The organism is Rheinheimera nanhaiensis E407-8, assembly GCF_000296695.1.
Lineage (GTDB): Bacteria > Pseudomonadota > Gammaproteobacteria > Enterobacterales > Alteromonadaceae > Alishewanella > Alishewanella nanhaiensis.
Window position 1 is genome coordinate 157,701 of sequence record NZ_BAFK01000006.1, and the last position, 15,164, is coordinate 172,864.

The following is a 15,164-nucleotide window of genomic DNA, read 5'->3' on the forward strand; positions in this document are numbered from 1 at the left end:
ACTGTGCGTAAGTTAGTTTGCTTCGTTTTTAAGCAGCCAATTGGGAAAAAAAATGCTAGCGTAATCCAACCCAGCCAGAAGATACTGATTATGGTGTTAGTACCCACTTCGGTTACCGAATTACAACAGCGTGCCCAGGCATTGGCCGGGTTAACCTTAGGCCAGCTGGCAGCGCAATTGCAGCTGCCGGTGCCGGCGAATTTGCAAAAGGATAAAGGCTGGGTTGGCCAGTTATTAGAGCAGGCTTTGGGTGCCAGTGCCGGCGCTAAAGCACTGCCAGATTTCCCGCAACTGGGCGTCGAGCTTAAAACCCTGCCAATAGACCGCCATGGCAAACCACTGGAAAGCACCTATGTCTGTGTAGCCGCGTTAACCGGAGTGGCTGGCCTACATTGGCAACAGTCCTGGGTGTGTCAAAAATTGCGGCATGTCTTGTGGGTGCCCATCCTGGCCGAGCGCACTATTCCTTTAGCAGAGCGGATGATCGCAACGCCTTTTTTGTGGCAGCCCGATGCGGCGCAGCAGCAAGCGCTGCAGCAGGATTGGGAAGAGTTGATGGAGCAAATTACCTTAGGTGGCATTGATAACATCAGGGGTAGCCAGGGCAAAATTTTGCAGCTGCGCCCCAAGGCCGCCAACAGCAAAGCCTTAACCGATGCGATTGGTGCTCAGGGCGAGCCGATTAAAACCTTGCCGCGGGGCTTTTATTTAAAAGCCAGCTTTACTGCCGCTCTGTTAGCACGGCAGTTTCAACTGGGTTAGTGGCGGTATTTCTCTACTATCCGCTCGTAACTGCCGTCGGCTTTTAACCGCGCCAGGCCGGTATTAAATTGCTGTACCTGCTGCTCGGTAACTGAGGCTTTACTGAACATGACATATACATCGGAATTACCCAGGCTGATGGTGTGCGGCACTATGTATTTATCCAGGCCCTTACGGCGTAAAATGGATGCACCGACGAAGCTGTCTTCCAGCAGACCGTCGATTTCCTCATCCAGCAAGCGGGCCATATTTAGCTCACTAATAATGGCGCCAACAAATTTGTCGCGCAGGCTGTCATCTTCATAGAGTGCCGCCACTTCATCGCCATAAAAGTACTCGTTCACCACCCCGACTTTATGCCCTGCCGCAACAAAAGCTTGCAGGCTATCGTAGCTTAAAGCGCTATCGTCACGGCGCACATAAAGCTGAAAGCGCTCTTGCCGGTAAGGCTCTGAAAAATAGGCAAACTCTTCCCGGTCAGCCGTTTTCGAGGCGCCCAGCACAAAATCAATATTGCCTTCTTTAAGTAAGGTTAGCAGCTCCAGCCAGCTGCCCTGCACCACCTCTAACTGGCAACTCATGTCTGTGGCGACAGCCTGCACTAATTCAACATCCAGTCCGGTAACGGTATTGCCAACACTCATGTATTGATACGGCTCCCAGGCATCAATGCCCATGGTCAGATTACAAGCTGGCGCAGCGACTTCTGCCGGGGCGGCAGCTTGCGCCGGAGTAACGGGTGGTGGCGGCTCAGCCGGTTTGCAGCCAAGCACAATAACAGATACTACAACGACCAACAGCATGTAAGTTTTCATATTACACCTCAAGGCGTTATTAGCTTACCTCAAGCGTAGTGTATAAAAGCCCGGGTTGCAGCCTAATCTGCGGCGGCCGGCAAAATTAACCCTGCTTTAGTCGTTACCGGCCCGTTTTGGCGCGCCAAACAGGCTCGCTGCCAGCTGGCGTAATGAGCGGGCCGTCAATGCGTCTTGTAGCATACGGCGCCACTCATAAAAGGTAATAGTGAGAGGATTATCGGAGGCAAAATCCTCGGTAATGCCGTAACGGCAAGGTTCATCATCGCGCTCGGGCACATAAGTGCCGAACAACCGGTCCCAGATAATCAGCACACCGGCAAAGTTTTTATCGATGTAGGCCGGGTTACAGGCATGATGCACCCGGTGATGTGACGGCGTGTTAAACAGCCACTCCAGCGCCCCCAGCCGGCGTACCGATTGGGTATGGACAAAAAACTGAAACGCCAGGTTAATAGCAACGACAGCAAACACCACTGCCGGGGCAAAGCCCAGCAGGATCATTGGCGTCCAGAACAACCACATACCCGATAACGGATACATCAGGCTTTGTCTAAGTGCAGTGCTGAAATTCATTTGCCGCGAGCTGTGGTGCACCACATGCGAGGCCCACAGCCAGCGGATATGATGCGACGCGCGATGAAACCAGTAATAAAGAAAATCCTGTAATAAAAACGCCAGCGCCACAGTGGTAACGCTAAATTCAATCTCCAGCAGACGAAACTGATGCAACCAGAGAAAAAACGGCATTAACAGCAACAGCGCCAGCATATCGCTGCCCTGATGTAACAAAGCCAGCACTGCATTAGCCAGTGTGTCCTGCCAGCGGTACCAGGCGTGACCGGCACGCGCAGTTTGCCACCACTCCCAGGCAATAAAACCTAAAAACACCGGCGCCAGCGCCAGCAAAATAAACTCAACCGGAATCATCTTTACCCTTGCAGTATTTGCGGTATACCCGTTGATACTACTGCAATAGCGGCAAAAACTCTATGTTGGCCGCAGCACAGCCAACTTGTGGCAATAAGCAAGCAAAAAGGCGCCCGCTGGCGCCTTTCTATCGTTGCTAATACTTGTATTTAGTAGCGGGCTAAAAACTCAGCGCGGGTACGGCCGTCATCTTTAAAAATGCCCCCCAGCGCCGTGGTTTGGGTTTTGGAGTTTACATCCATTACACCGCGCGATTTTACGCAGTAGTGCACAGCATCCATGGTTACCGCCACATTTTTGGTTTGCAGCAGGGTTTGCAGCGCCACCAAAATTTGCTGGGTTAACCGCTCCTGCACCTGAGGCCGCTGCGCAAAAAACCGCACAATACGGTTTATTTTCGACAAGCCAATAATGCGTTTTTCCGGAATATAAGCCACAGTAGCACTGCCATCTATAGTGACAAAATGATGCTCACAGGTGCTGGTAAAGCTAATGTCTTTTACCTTCACCATTTCTTTTACCTGCATCTTATTGTCGATTAAGGCAATCTTGGGGAAGTTTTTGTAATCCAGCCCGCAAAAAATCTCGTCGACATACATTTTGGCGATGCGGTGCGGTGTTTCGCTTAGGCTGTCATCCTGTAAATCCAGCCCCAGGGTGCTAACCACTTCGGTCATCAGCGCACTGATTTTGCTGTATTTTTGATCGCGCGACAGGCCATTTTCCAGCATAGGCGTTTCAAGCCCCTGGGCCTCCAGTGCACTGCGTACCAATATTGCTTCTTGTGATAACATAACTATATCCAAACCGGCTGTGTAACCAACAATACGTGCCGTTAAAGCCGATAGTTTACGGGTAAAGTCATTTTTTTGCCATTTATATCACGACCACAGCGGCGCTAAACGGCAGCTGTGTACAGGCGGGACCTTACTGCACCAGAGACAGCGCTTCAAGCAGCTCACGCGGCTCCACCTCAGGGCCGTTTAAACTCTCGTCCCAGTTGGTGCCTATTAATACGCCATCGTCGTACATCTCTTTTAACCAACCTTCGCAAAACACGTCCAGTGGTATGGCTTCCGGTTTGTAAACCGCCCACTCATCTGAACAATGGGCTTTGGCCGAAGCTTCATCTGACCAGAATGGCATCACGTCAGTGTCTTCAAACTCGACCGACTCGACCACCAATAAGTCTTCACCGTCAGCCAGTACATACACCACACCGTGTGTTTTGGCTTCTTCCACAAAACGTTGAAAACTCGGATCCTGCGCAAACTGACTCATACTTATACCTACCAGGCTAATTTACCAGCTGCTATTAGACCAGAAAGCGCCGGCCAAAAGCGAGTTTTATCTTGCGCCGCCGCTGCCTGCTTTCCCTGCCGGCGCAAAATAACGTACAATTACGCCCACTTACAATGGCAACGATAAGCGTGATTTTATGGCCCAGTATATCTACTCGATGTATCGCGTATCTAAGGTGGTTCCACCTAAGCGCACTATTTTAAAAGACATTTCGCTCTCTTTCTTTCCTGGTGCCAAAATTGGTGTGCTGGGGTTAAACGGCTCGGGTAAATCTACCTTGCTGCGTATTATGGCCGGTGTCGATAAAGAGTTTGAAGGGGAAGCCCGCGCCCTGGCCGGTACCAAAATTGGTTACCTGCCACAAGAGCCAGAGCTCGACCCGAACAAAACGGTAAAACAGGTGGTGGAAGAAGCGGTAGCCGATGTAAAGCAGGCTTTTGCCCGTTTAGATGAAGTGTACGCCGCTTACGCCGACGAAAATGCCGACTTTGATGCCTTAGCCCGCGAACAAGGTGAGCTTGAGGCGTTAATTCAGGCCAAAGATGGCCACAACCTGGACAATACGCTGGAGCGCGCCGCCGATTCACTGCGCCTGCCGCCGTGGGATGCCAAAATTGAACATTTATCTGGTGGTGAGCGCCGCCGGGTCGCCATTTGCCGTCTGGTATTAGAGCGGCCGGACATGTTACTGCTGGACGAACCCACTAACCACCTGGATGCCGAATCTGTCGCCTGGTTAGAGCGTTTCCTGCACGATTATCCGGGCACGGTAGTAGCCATTACCCACGACCGTTACTTCCTTGACAACGTGGCGGGCTGGATTTTAGAGCTGGACCGCGGCGAAGGTATTCCGTGGGAGGGCAACTACTCCAGCTGGCTGGAGCAAAAAGAAGCGCGGCTGGCGCAGGAAGAGAAAACCGAAAATGCCCGTCAGCGCTCAATTAAGCAAGAATTGGAGTGGGTACGCACTAACCCTAAAGGCCGCCATGCCAAGAGCAAGGCACGTATGGCCCGTTTTGAAGAGCTGCAAAGCCAGGAATTTCAAAAGCGTAACGAAACCAACGAGCTGTTTATTCCGCCAGGGCCGCGCCTGGGTGATAAAGTACTGGAAGTTAACCACCTGCGTAAAACCTTTGGCGATCGGGTACTGATTGACGATTTAAGCTTCAGCATTCCCAAAGGCGCCATTGTCGGTATTATCGGCCCGAACGGTGCCGGTAAATCCACCCTGTTCAAAATGATTAGCGGTACTGAAAAGGCCGACTCCGGTGAGATCAGCGTCGGTGAAACCGTGCAAATAGCCAGTGTTGATCAGTTCCGCGACAAGATGAACCCGAAAAACACCGTCTGGCAGGAGATCTCCAACGGCCAGGACATGCTGCAAATCGGTAACTTCCAGATCCCAAGCCGGGCATATGTTGGCCGCTTTAACTTTAAGGGTAACGATCAGCAGAAGTTTATCGGCGAGCTGTCTGGCGGTGAGCGTAACCGCGTGCATTTAGCGGCGCTGTTAAAAGCCGGCGGCAATATGTTACTGCTGGACGAACCAACCAACGATCTGGACGTAGAAACCTTACGGGCACTGGAAAACGCGCTGCTTGACTTCCCGGGCTGCGCTATGGTGATCTCGCACGACCGTTGGTTCCTCGACCGTATCGCCACCCATATTCTGGATTACCGCGACGAAGGCAAGGTTAATTTCTTTGAAGGTAACTACTCCGACTATGAAGCCTGGTTAAAAGCCACCTACGGTGCCGATGCCTTACAACCGCACCGTATTAAATACAAACGTATTTAAACGGCCACAACGCAAAACACCCGCACTGTCGGGCGTTTTTTATTGTCAGTCTGAACCCACCACGGATGGAGGTGGTGAGCATTTAAGTCAGTCGGTTGCCGCTTTAGCCTGTTGCCGGTACTGCGAGGTCATAATGTTATGATATTGCTCGGTGGTGGCCACTTTGGCATGCGCCTGCTGTAAACGCTGGATCAGCGCGTCAGGCGTCTGAATATTGGCTGCCAGCCAGGTTTGCTGCGATAACTGCGGGATAGCATAAACAAACCGTACAGCGCTGTCTGGTAAGCCCACTGCCGCCGCCATATCCACTAAGGCGATCGGGTCGTCAATCACTAAATCGACCTTGCCGTTTAACAACAAATGCCATGACTCACCAACATCTGCCGCCAATACCAGTTGCTGCCCGGGCGTAAAGCCCTGCTGCCTGAGAAAGTCGGCCGATATATCGTCACGCTGCACTGCTATACTGTAGGGCCTGGCATCATCCAGTTGTGTGATACGGATATCCTGCCGGTGGCTTAACGCCACAAACCCCAGCTGATACGCAGCAACAGTGCCAATCCAGTGGAAGCTATTTTCACGCTCGGGCGTGCGCGCCAGGTTATAAATTAAGGTATTAGGTTGGCTGCGCGCCAGATGCAGCGATCTGGCCCAGGGAAACATCTCTATTTCAGCAGTTAACCCGGCCTCGGCCAGTATTGCCAGCACCAGCTCGGTGCTTAAGCCCGCTACCTTGCCGTCCTGCCAGGTTTGATGCGGCGGCGATAACTCTGTTACCACTCTAAGCTGTGGCTGTGCCGGGATGGGCAAGCAGCATAACAACCAAAACAAACAACAAAAATTACGCATAACACTCGCTATCTCAACACCTTGATGTGCAAAGCATAGCCCATTTTACGGCCAATACCCGGGCCAGCGCACCATGTTAAATTGGCTATTTTTTAGTATTTTTCGCTATATGCAATTAGCCATTTTCACTATCCAAAACAAACTCTTTTGTACAACAAAGAATAATATAGATATAAATCAATAATTTAAAATAAATTATCAGGCTGGCACGCCACTTGAAATACACAGGCTGTAGTAACCCACAACCACTTAAAAGGATAGGCAAAATGAACACACTGACTAAACTGACTCTGGCCACTACGTTAACCCTGGCTTTCGCCTTACCCGCGCACGCCAATAGCCTGACAGAAAACCTGACCGAAGCGCTCAGTACGCAGCTGGCAGAGCTTAGCGCTAACATTAAGCAACAAGCTCAGGCTGCACTGGAAAAAACCGCTGCCGAGTTATTTTTCAGCTCCGGCACCGAGCAGGCGCAGCAACAACTGCTGCAAGCCGCACCTCAGGCAAAGGCAGTGAAAGAACAGACAGCTAAACAGTAAGAGGCTGCAATGATGTTAAACAGCAACAAGCTGCTCAGGCTAATGCCGTGCCTGAGCCCAGCTTGCCGACACACTACGCCATTGCGGCGGCTATTGCTCAGACCATACCGCCAGCTCGTTACCATGCGGATCAGTAAAGTGAAACCGGCGCCCACCGGGAAAGCTAAACACCGGCTTTACAATGTTGCCACCGGCCTGCACTATACGCTTTTCACAGCCGGCTAAATCTTTGCTGTAAAGCACTACTAACGCTGCCCCTGCTGCCACTTTTGATGTCAGGGTTGAGCGATAAAAACCGCCATCTAAACCTGAATTGGCAAACGCGATGTAATCAGGGCCATAATCGGCAAATACCCAGCCAAATACCCCAGTGTAAAACTGTTTTGTTGCGGCCAAATCAGCGGCGGGCAACTCAATATAATTAATCTGCTCTTGCGGGCGCATGATCCGTCTCCTGCTCTGTCATCCGCGTTACTCTACTGCAGGCAATACAGCACAACAAGACAGCAAAAAAGAAAAGCCACGCGGGTTGGGATCGCGTGGCCTTTCGAAAAACGGCTAAGAACTTACTTGATAAGAACTTACTCGGTAAGAAATTACTCGGTAAGAACTTACTTGGTACGCACCAGGTGGCTGCTATGCATAGCCCGGCCAAACGCGGCCAACAGCCGGTTAAGCTTGCGCAGCATCAATGAGCGGGCGACGCCGTTTGTACGGGTTGCGGCTAAGCTATGCTTGGTTGCGGTTGTCTGTACTGCGCTCATAATTCACCTCGGGTTGTCACCACTGTTTAAACTATGCGCATTATGCCGGTTATTTCTACCTGGCACGAACGAGATAAATTGCCACCAAAGCATTAATTTATCTAATGAATTAGGCGGTCTAAATTCATTTTAAATTCAGCCTGGCTAAGCTTGCCATGTTGCAAAGACGATGATCAATATAATTTAAATTCAATATAAGTAGTAATTTATGCAGTTAAACACCAACTTAAGCGCCAGTTTCAGCATTTAGCTGAATAAAAAACCAACATCGGCAGAAGCAATTTTGACTTAGCTATGCTAATCAATATAGCAGTAAACTTTGCATCATCAGCCAACTGGCAACAAATTTTCCAGCAGCACTGGTCAGGCAGGTACAGCTATGTTAAATTACATGCGAAATATTCTCATTTACATATTAGAGGCATTACCATGAAACCGTTGTTCAGCGCATTATTCATCACGGCTTGCGTGCTAGCTTTTACCGCTACAGCCGACGACCGACCGGATCACTTTAAAGGCAAACAGGCCGACACGCTGGAGCAAGCCGTAGCCAACTTCACTGAGTACAATGCCAAATTAAAAGTGCTGCTCAGCGCCGAGCTGACACCGCAAGCCATGGCTGAAATCCATCAGCTGACTTACACACTAGAAGTGGCGCTGGAGAAGATCCACAGCGAAACCGGCAAACTTAAAGACACGCTGGAACAGGTGCATATTGCCTCTGAGCGCATGGACACAGCCACCGCCAAACAAAGCGGCGATAGCTATCTTAACGCCGCCCAAACCCTGGTGAAATGACACCATGCCAAGCAGCCTGCCCAACAGCCAGCACTTTAACGTTGGCTGTTTAACACTGACGGCGCTCAGTAACCGTCAGCCAGGCATGCAACCCATACTGTGCTTACACGGCTGGCTGGATAATGCCGCCAGCTTTATTCCGCTGGCGCAGCATTTTAACGACACACCACTGTTGGCATTGGAATTCGCTGGCCATGGCCATAGCAGCCACCGCAGCGCTGATGCGCGTTATTATTTCTTTGATCATGTCGAAGATCTGGTGCAGCTATGCCAGCAGCAGGGCTGGCAGCAACTGACCATTATTGGCCATTCGATGGGTGCTATGGTGGCCACTGCGCTGGCGGCCAGTTTTCCTGAGCTGGTGCAAAAGCTGGTACTGATCGACAGTCTGGGCTTTGTCTGCGATAGCGCAGCAAACGCCGCTAAACAGCTGCGCGATGGTATCAACTCGCGCCTTAAAGCTACTGCGCGTAAGCCCTGTTACGCTAATCTGACCGAAGCTGCAACGGCAAGACAAAAGCAAAGTGACTTTAGCCTGACAGAAGCGCTGTTACTGGCAGAGCGCGGTACAGTCGCCACGGCTGACGGGCTTCACTGGCGTGCCGATATGCGCCTTAGGCACAGCTCGGTGTACCGGTTAACCCCAGAGCAAGGTCAGGCACTGGCAGCGGCAGTAAGTTGCCCGGTATTGGCTATTGTTGCCCGGGACGGCGCTTTTTACAGCAAGGTACAACACTGGGCTGCCTATTATCCTAAGCTGACGCTTGAGACCGTAACCGGCGGCCATCATTGTCATATGACACAGGCTGCGGTGGTGGCACAGCATATCCAACGTTTTCTCTTAGCATAAAAAAACCGCAGCGAACTGCGGTTTTTAGCTGTTACACCAATATTAATCTTTCAGCACTGTGGCCACAGCTTTAGCGAAATAATCAATATTGCTGTGGTTTAAACCGGCGATACTGACCCGGCTGGAGCCGACCATGTAAATGCTGAACTCGCTGCGCAGCCGGTCTATTTGTGCTTTATTAATACCCAAAAAGCTAAACATACCGTGCTGACGGGTAATAAAGCTGAAATCTTGCGTTACCCCCTCAGCCGCCAGTTTATCGATAATCAGCTGGCGGTAGCTGTTAATGCGGTTGCGCATTTCAGCCAGCTCTTGATGCCACAGTGCCGTCAGCTCCTGGCTGTTTAAAATATTCGCCACGATAATAGCACCGTGCGCCGGCGGCATTGAATAAATGCTGCGTACCACGCTTAACAGGTTAACTTTGGCGACATCAGCTATTTTGCTATCGGCTGCAACCACAGACACAGCACCGATACGCTCACGGTACAGGCCAAAGTTTTTCGAGCAGGAGCTGCACAGGATCATCTCTTCGACCTGCTCGGCCAAATAACGCAGGCCGCGCGCGTCTTCATCCAGCCCTTCGCCAAAGCCCTGATAGGCCATATCAACCAGTGGCGTAAAACCACGCGCTTTGGCAAGATCGGTAAAGCGCTGCCACTGGGCAAAGGTTAAGTCCATACCACTGGGGTTATGACAGCAGGCATGTACCAGCACCACATCACCGGCAGGTACAGTGGCCAGCTCGGCAAACATCGCCTCTTCGTTTAAGCCCTTAGTGCTGTAATCGTAATAGCTGTACTCTTTAACTTTCAGGCCGGCCGCCTGAAACAGTGAAATGTGGTTAGCCCAGGTTGGGTTGGTAACCCAAATGGTGGCATTAGGGTTGGCTTTTTTAATAAACTCGGCGGCAACACGCAGCGCGCCGGTACCGCCTGGAGTATGGGCGGTAGTCACCCGGTTTGCCAGCAGCACTTTATGGCTGGCACCAAAGGCCAGTTTTTCAATATGGGCGTTAAAGCCTAAATCACCGGCCATGCCGATATAGGTTTTGCTGTCTTCCTGCTTTAAACGCAGTGCTTCTGCTTCTTTAACGCACTTCAGTACCGCCGTGTGGCCCTGCTCGTCTTTATACACCCCAACGCCAAGGTCTACTTTGTTTGGGTTTGGATCTTCTTTATAAGCTGCCATCAAGCCTAAAATCGGATCGGTGGCCACCGGTTGTAACTGAGCAAACATATTGTTCTACCTGAGGTTAAGTTGCATTAAAAAGGCGGTTAGGGCAAATAGGCCGGCACCGTTAAACATACCGCTACCAGCAGTGCTAATGCATCTGTGGTAAAGACATTTTTGTTAAAATCTTCTGCATCGACAATGCCGGTTATTTTGCCTGATTGGTCAAACAGAGGCAAACAGGCTTCCGCCTGCACCTTAGGATCGCAGGTGTAGTACTCGCCACCGGTACCTAAATAGGCCGCCACATCGTTAATCACTTTAGCTGTGCCGCTTAAGCCTACAGTGCTGTTATTGCTGATTTTGGCAAAGTCGCTGTTAAGCGGAAACTCGGCCCTTGACGCCGCGCCATAATAGGCCAGCTTTACCAGCACCGGCTCGCCGGCTACATTAGGGCGCGCCTGATAAATACCAAACCAGTCTAAACCTGACTGTTGCCGGTAAAAGGCGGCTATTTTACTCAACGCTGTAAGCGCCTGCTGGTTAGCCGCCGTTTGGCCGCCCAAAATGGCGGTTAAATCATAAGGCTGCTCTGACAGCTGGCCAAATAATGAGCAGGCACCGCCCTCACCCAGCTCGGGTACTTTATATTGCCATTGCAACTGTGGCGCTGCTGCCGTCTGAATAAAGGCCTGTAACGCTTCCACATGCTGCTGCACTTTGCTTATAACATCAGCACCTTGCACATCAGTAAATTGCGCATCAGTAAATTGCGCCGCCAAACCAGAGCGCTGCAAATAGTCGGCTGCAGCAACAGAAACATCAGACATTATAGCCATCCAGATTTCTAAAAATTGTGACGCATTTTACCAGAAGCCAACAAAAATCCAAGCCGTCAGCCTGCGATGACGGGAAAATGTTGCCGCAACTGCGCTGGATGTTTAAGCTGACAGCCCTGTAAAGTAAAACGAGCTTTTTATGGCAGCAAATAAAATTTCTCTGGCCGACTGGCAGGCACAAATGAAGCCTGAAGGGCAAACAGCTGCAGTGCAAACCGATGCAAATCTGGTTTATAGCACCGACAGTGGCCGCATTACCTCAGACAACACAGCAAGAAAGCCTACCGGTGAAGCTTTTTCTGATGGTGCTGTACGCATTAGGCGCGAAACCAAGGGCCGCGGTGGCAAAGCGGTGCTAACCATTAGCGGCATTGCCAAACCCCATGACGAACTGGTGCAGTTAGCAGCGAGGCTTAAGAAAAAATGCGCCTGCGGTGGCGCAGTAAAAGACGGCGTTATTGAAATACAGGGTGATAAGCGCGAGCTGGTAGAGCAGTTTTTAAAGGCAGAAGGGTTTAAAACCAAATGGGCCGGCGGTTAATTATCTGGAGTAAACCTCTATTCTCTGACGCACCACAAGAAGAGAATCGGATTGCTCTAAGCTAACCGTTGAAGCCCTGGACGGGCTGAGACGAGCCCCCAGGGAAGGGTTTACGGCGTGTTAGCGTGAGCAATCCGGTTCGACTCCGAAGCGCAGAGCTTTATGCCGTCTTACTTTACCCCTTCACGGTTATACGGCTGACCAAACACATCATGGAAAAAGCTGCTTTTTAACCAGTAAGGCCGCTGCTCGGTATTGGCCACATCCAGCGCGATATTAAAATTAATATCGGCAAAAATAGCACCGAAGTCATAGCGTATTGCACCGTAGTCTTTGATCAGGCTTGGAATATCGTCCGACGGCTTATGGTAATGCTTGGCAAAAAAGCTGGCCCATACCTTGCCGCCGTCCTGCTTGGGATCCTGCGATTTAAAGCCGGTCATTAAAAACACCGCCGGTACGCCCTTTTTCACCAGGGTGTAGTGATCTGAGCGGGTAAAAATGGCCTGCTCCGGCATAGGATCGGCGCTTAAGGCAATGCCCTCTTTGGCAGCAGCTTGCTCAACCACTTTACCTAACGACGAGTGATTAGCACCAAAAGCAATCATATCGGCAAAGGGGTATAGCAGCACTGGCATATCCAGGTTTACATTGGCAACCAGTTTATCGATAGGCCGGGTTGGGTTATTGGCAAAATAGTCGGCGCCCAGCAACCCCTTTTCTTCACCGGTTACCACTAAAAATAAAATCGACCGCTTCGGTTTTTCCGACAGCTGGGCAAACTGACGGGCCGTTTCCAATAAAATGGCCACGCCGGCCGCGTTATCCATAGCGCCGTTGTTAATTTTATCTTCGCTGCGTAAATCGTTGCTAAAACCAATATGGTCTGAGTGCGCGGTTATCACCACATACTCATCTTTAAGCTTCGGATCTGAGCCTTCCAGTACCGCCACCACGTTGGGGCTGCTGATATCTTCGTGCTGGCTGCTGCGGCTGAGTGTCGCCGACACGCCAAGCTCAAAGCCTGCCGGGCCCTTGGGCGCATCTAAAGCTGCAAAGATAGCTTCAAGCGACATGGGAGCTTTGGCAAAAAACGCGGCTGCTGCATCCGGGTGCACATAAGCGCCGGCCTTTAAATTCGGGTAGCTTTCAGCTGGCGTGCCATCTTTTTGCAGCCACTCCATTGATGGGGTGTTTAAATACAGCAAACTGCTGGCATAAGGCCGCACTTTTTCTTGCTTCGGCGTGTGTAGCGTAATAATACCCACTGCACCGCGCTCGGCGGCCAGGCGGGTTTTCAGGCTGGTTAAATGCGCCGCTTCTTCGCTGGGCAAGCTGTCGGGGCGGCCAGATAGCAGCACCACTATTTTGCCCGCCACATCTAAATTGGCGTAATCGTCCAGGCCGAACTCTTCTGAGACCAAACCATAGCCGGCGAACACTAATGGCGCCGTCACGTCAGTGTTAGCAAACTGCAAACTGGGGCCGGTAAAAAAGGCCTTGGGGTAAGCCAGCTCAGTGCTTACGCCATCAACATGCAGGGTAAATTTGGCGCTGTCTTGCGCCAAACGGGCTTTTCGCAGTGGCACCCGCTGCAAATAGCTACCATTGTCGCCCGCCGGTTTCAGCCCCAGCGCCTGTAATTGGGTGGCAATGTATAACGAGGCAATTTCATGCTCGTTACTACCGGTGTCACGCCCGGCCAGCGCATCTGCGGCCAGAAACTGCATATGGGCTTCAATGGCTGTGGCACTGGCCGTGGTTTTAGTTGGGCTAACGGGTGCTGTCGCCGTGCAACCTGCCAGGCTTAATGCGGCTGCGATAAATACAACAGTGTTCTTCATCGGTTTTCCTTTAAACAGCAGTGCCAGCATAGGCTGGCACTGTTTTTACGGGCAAAAGCGCAGCTTAGTTGATACGCTGCTGATATTTATTATGCAGCTGCTTGTGGCGGTTATTTAAATCCACTTCCCGACCGTCAATCCACAAATGGGTAACCTTATGGCCGAGATAATCGAAAATATCGCCCTCTGATACCACTAAACTGGCCGCTTTGCCCACTTCGATGCTGCCGATTTTATCGGCCACACCGGCAATTTGTGCCGCGTTAATTGTCACCGAGCGCAGTGCCTGCTCTGGCGTTAAGCCATAGCTTATGGCCTGACCGGCTGCGAACACCAGGTTACGGGTATCCCAGAAGCCATCTAGCGATAGTGCGAACTGCACACCGGCATCCTGCAGGGTTTTCGGCACCACAAACGCCTGTTTGTAGTTTTCGTCTACCCGGCTGGGTAAGCCATAAGGTGCGGTGTAAATAACCGCAACCCCGGCGGCAGCCAGCTCATCGGCTAAACGCCAGCTGTCACGGCCGCCGACGATGGTCAGCTTTAGCCCATACTGGTTGGCCAGTAACATGGCCTGACGGATTTGCCGCTCATCGTCCGCATGGACAAACAGTGGCCTTTTGCCGTCAAACACCGCCAGCATTTCATGCCAGCGCGAGTCCAGGCCGCGGTTTAGGCCGGCTTTTTCAGCATCGTAATAGGCTTTGGCATCAGCAAAGTATTGGGTTAACTGCGCCAGTTGCTTTTTATTGGCTTTACGGACTTCCTCGGCAGGCTTTGGGTTCCAGCGCGAGCTTAACGTGCTGGCATTAGGCCAGCGGATATGCAGACCGGTGCCGTCAGCAACCAGCGCGTCCTGATGGTTCCAGGCATCCAGCTGCATCAGGCTCGATTGCCCCATTAACATGCTGCCAGCCGGATACACCATACTGTAAGCAAAGCCGTTACTACGAATGGTCGGGATCACTTCCGAGTCAGCATTGTATGCCACCCGCGCTTTAATATCGGGGTTAGTTTGCGTAACTTCAGTGGTGTCATCTGTCGCACGTACCGCTTCAATCTCAACCAGACCCAGCTGATTGGCCAGTGCGATTAAGCCCGGATACAGGTGTTTACCGTCCAGGTTCAGCACTTTTGCCCCTTGCGGCGGCGCTAAATCCGGCCCCAGCGCGGCAATTTTGCCATCGACAATCAACACATCAGTGTCGTTTTTCACACCATCGGTTACCGTGTGCACCGTTAAGCCGGTGAGCAGTAGCGGCGCGCTTTGTACTTTACCCGGCACCATATCGTGCGCCTGAACCGTTAAGCCCAAAGCCGCCAGCGCAAAAGATAAACTCAGTTTCGTTAATTTCATTAT

At 51.4% G+C, this 15,164-nt stretch carries 17 protein-coding genes; 6 read left to right on the top strand and 11 right to left on the bottom strand.

Annotated elements, in window-relative coordinates; translation table 11 throughout:
• Positions 1-90: 90 nt before the first annotated feature.
• Positions 91-762, top strand: coding sequence for a DNA mismatch repair endonuclease MutH (mutH, locus tag RNAN_RS07005; RefSeq protein ID WP_008220202.1), 672 nt, complete (start codon positions 91-93; stop codon positions 760-762).
• Here mutH and RNAN_RS07010 read toward each other — a convergent pair.
• The 4 genes from RNAN_RS07010 to RNAN_RS07025 form a co-directional block, all read right to left on the bottom strand.
• On the bottom strand, positions 759-1,577 hold the full coding sequence (locus tag RNAN_RS07010) for a substrate-binding periplasmic protein (protein ID WP_008220203.1): 819 nt from the start codon (positions 1,575-1,577) through the stop codon (positions 759-761). The two genes, mutH and RNAN_RS07010, sit on opposite strands and share 4 nt — an antisense overlap.
• 96 nt (positions 1,578-1,673) lie before the next feature.
• Entirely contained in the window at positions 1,674-2,507 is an 834-nt protein-coding gene (locus tag RNAN_RS07015; RefSeq protein ID WP_008220205.1) for a sterol desaturase family protein, read from the bottom strand.
• Between the two features lie 149 nt (positions 2,508-2,656).
• Positions 2,657-3,301 carry a GTP cyclohydrolase I FolE gene (folE, locus tag RNAN_RS07020; protein WP_008220207.1) on the bottom strand — a complete coding sequence of 215 codons (645 nt, stop codon included), beginning with the start codon at positions 3,299-3,301 and terminating at the stop codon, positions 2,657-2,659.
• 133 nt (positions 3,302-3,434) lie between these two features.
• Positions 3,435-3,788, bottom strand: a complete 354-nt coding sequence (locus RNAN_RS07025; protein WP_008220211.1) for a DUF2750 domain-containing protein — start codon at positions 3,786-3,788, stop codon at positions 3,435-3,437.
• A gap of 157 nt (positions 3,789-3,945) precedes the next feature.
• Here RNAN_RS07025 and ettA point away from each other — a divergent pair, with 157 nt between their 5' ends.
• Positions 3,946-5,607: an energy-dependent translational throttle protein EttA gene (ettA, locus tag RNAN_RS07030; RefSeq protein ID WP_008220213.1), complete on the top strand. Its 1,662-nt coding sequence runs from the start codon at positions 3,946-3,948 to the stop codon at positions 5,605-5,607.
• A gap of 87 nt (positions 5,608-5,694) precedes the next feature.
• Here the strand turns inward: ettA and RNAN_RS07035 are convergent, their stop codons facing one another.
• Positions 5,695-6,456, bottom strand: a complete 762-nt coding sequence (locus RNAN_RS07035; RefSeq protein ID WP_008220215.1) for a substrate-binding periplasmic protein — start codon at positions 6,454-6,456, stop codon at positions 5,695-5,697.
• 266 nt (positions 6,457-6,722) lie between these two features.
• Here RNAN_RS07035 and RNAN_RS07040 point away from each other — a divergent pair, with 266 nt between their 5' ends.
• The gene (locus tag RNAN_RS07040) at positions 6,723-6,995 is read left to right on the top strand and encodes a hypothetical protein (protein ID WP_008220217.1); all 273 of its coding nucleotides are present in this window, start codon (positions 6,723-6,725) and stop codon (positions 6,993-6,995) included.
• 90 nt (positions 6,996-7,085) lie between these two features.
• Here RNAN_RS07040 and RNAN_RS07045 read toward each other — a convergent pair whose 3' ends face one another.
• On the bottom strand, positions 7,086-7,439 hold the full coding sequence (locus RNAN_RS07045) for a VOC family protein (protein ID WP_008220219.1): 354 nt from the start codon (positions 7,437-7,439) through the stop codon (positions 7,086-7,088).
• Between the two features lie 167 nt (positions 7,440-7,606).
• Positions 7,607-7,759 carry a hypothetical protein gene (locus RNAN_RS19225; protein ID WP_008220221.1) on the bottom strand — a complete coding sequence of 51 codons (153 nt, stop codon included), beginning with the start codon at positions 7,757-7,759 and terminating at the stop codon, positions 7,607-7,609.
• A gap of 429 nt (positions 7,760-8,188) precedes the next feature.
• Here RNAN_RS19225 and RNAN_RS07050 point away from each other — a divergent pair, with 429 nt between their 5' ends.
• Both RNAN_RS07050 and RNAN_RS07055 read left to right on the top strand, forming a co-directional pair.
• The gene (locus RNAN_RS07050; protein ID WP_040551850.1) at positions 8,189-8,557 is read left to right on the top strand and encodes a DUF6746 family protein; all 369 of its coding nucleotides are present in this window, start codon (positions 8,189-8,191) and stop codon (positions 8,555-8,557) included.
• Between the two features lie 4 nt (positions 8,558-8,561).
• Positions 8,562-9,407, top strand: coding sequence for an alpha/beta fold hydrolase (locus RNAN_RS07055; RefSeq protein ID WP_008220224.1), 846 nt, complete (start codon positions 8,562-8,564; stop codon positions 9,405-9,407).
• A 42-nt stretch (positions 9,408-9,449) separates the two neighbouring features.
• Here RNAN_RS07055 and RNAN_RS07060 read toward each other — a convergent pair whose 3' ends face one another.
• Together RNAN_RS07060 and RNAN_RS07065 are read right to left on the bottom strand one after the other, a co-directional pair.
• On the bottom strand, positions 9,450-10,646 hold the full coding sequence (locus tag RNAN_RS07060; RefSeq protein WP_008220225.1) for an amino acid aminotransferase: 1,197 nt from the start codon (positions 10,644-10,646) through the stop codon (positions 9,450-9,452).
• A 38-nt stretch (positions 10,647-10,684) separates the two neighbouring features.
• Positions 10,685-11,410 carry a GAF domain-containing protein gene (locus RNAN_RS07065; RefSeq protein WP_008220227.1) on the bottom strand — a complete coding sequence of 242 codons (726 nt, stop codon included), beginning with the start codon at positions 11,408-11,410 and terminating at the stop codon, positions 10,685-10,687.
• Positions 11,411-11,558: 148 nt separating this feature from the next.
• Between RNAN_RS07065 and RNAN_RS07070 the strand changes: the two genes are divergently transcribed.
• Positions 11,559-11,960, top strand: a complete 402-nt coding sequence (locus RNAN_RS07070) for an SUI1 family translation initiation factor (protein ID WP_008220228.1) — start codon at positions 11,559-11,561, stop codon at positions 11,958-11,960.
• Between the two features lie 170 nt (positions 11,961-12,130).
• On the opposite strand, the gene RNAN_RS07075 is transcribed toward RNAN_RS07070, so the two are convergent.
• Positions 12,131-13,804 carry a M28 family metallopeptidase gene (locus RNAN_RS07075; protein ID WP_040551852.1) on the bottom strand — a complete coding sequence of 558 codons (1,674 nt, stop codon included), beginning with the start codon at positions 13,802-13,804 and terminating at the stop codon, positions 12,131-12,133.
• A gap of 64 nt (positions 13,805-13,868) precedes the next feature.
• Positions 13,869-15,161 carry an amidohydrolase family protein gene (locus RNAN_RS07080; protein ID WP_008220232.1) on the bottom strand — a complete coding sequence of 431 codons (1,293 nt, stop codon included), beginning with the start codon at positions 15,159-15,161 and terminating at the stop codon, positions 13,869-13,871.
• Positions 15,162-15,164: the final 3 nt, after the last annotated feature.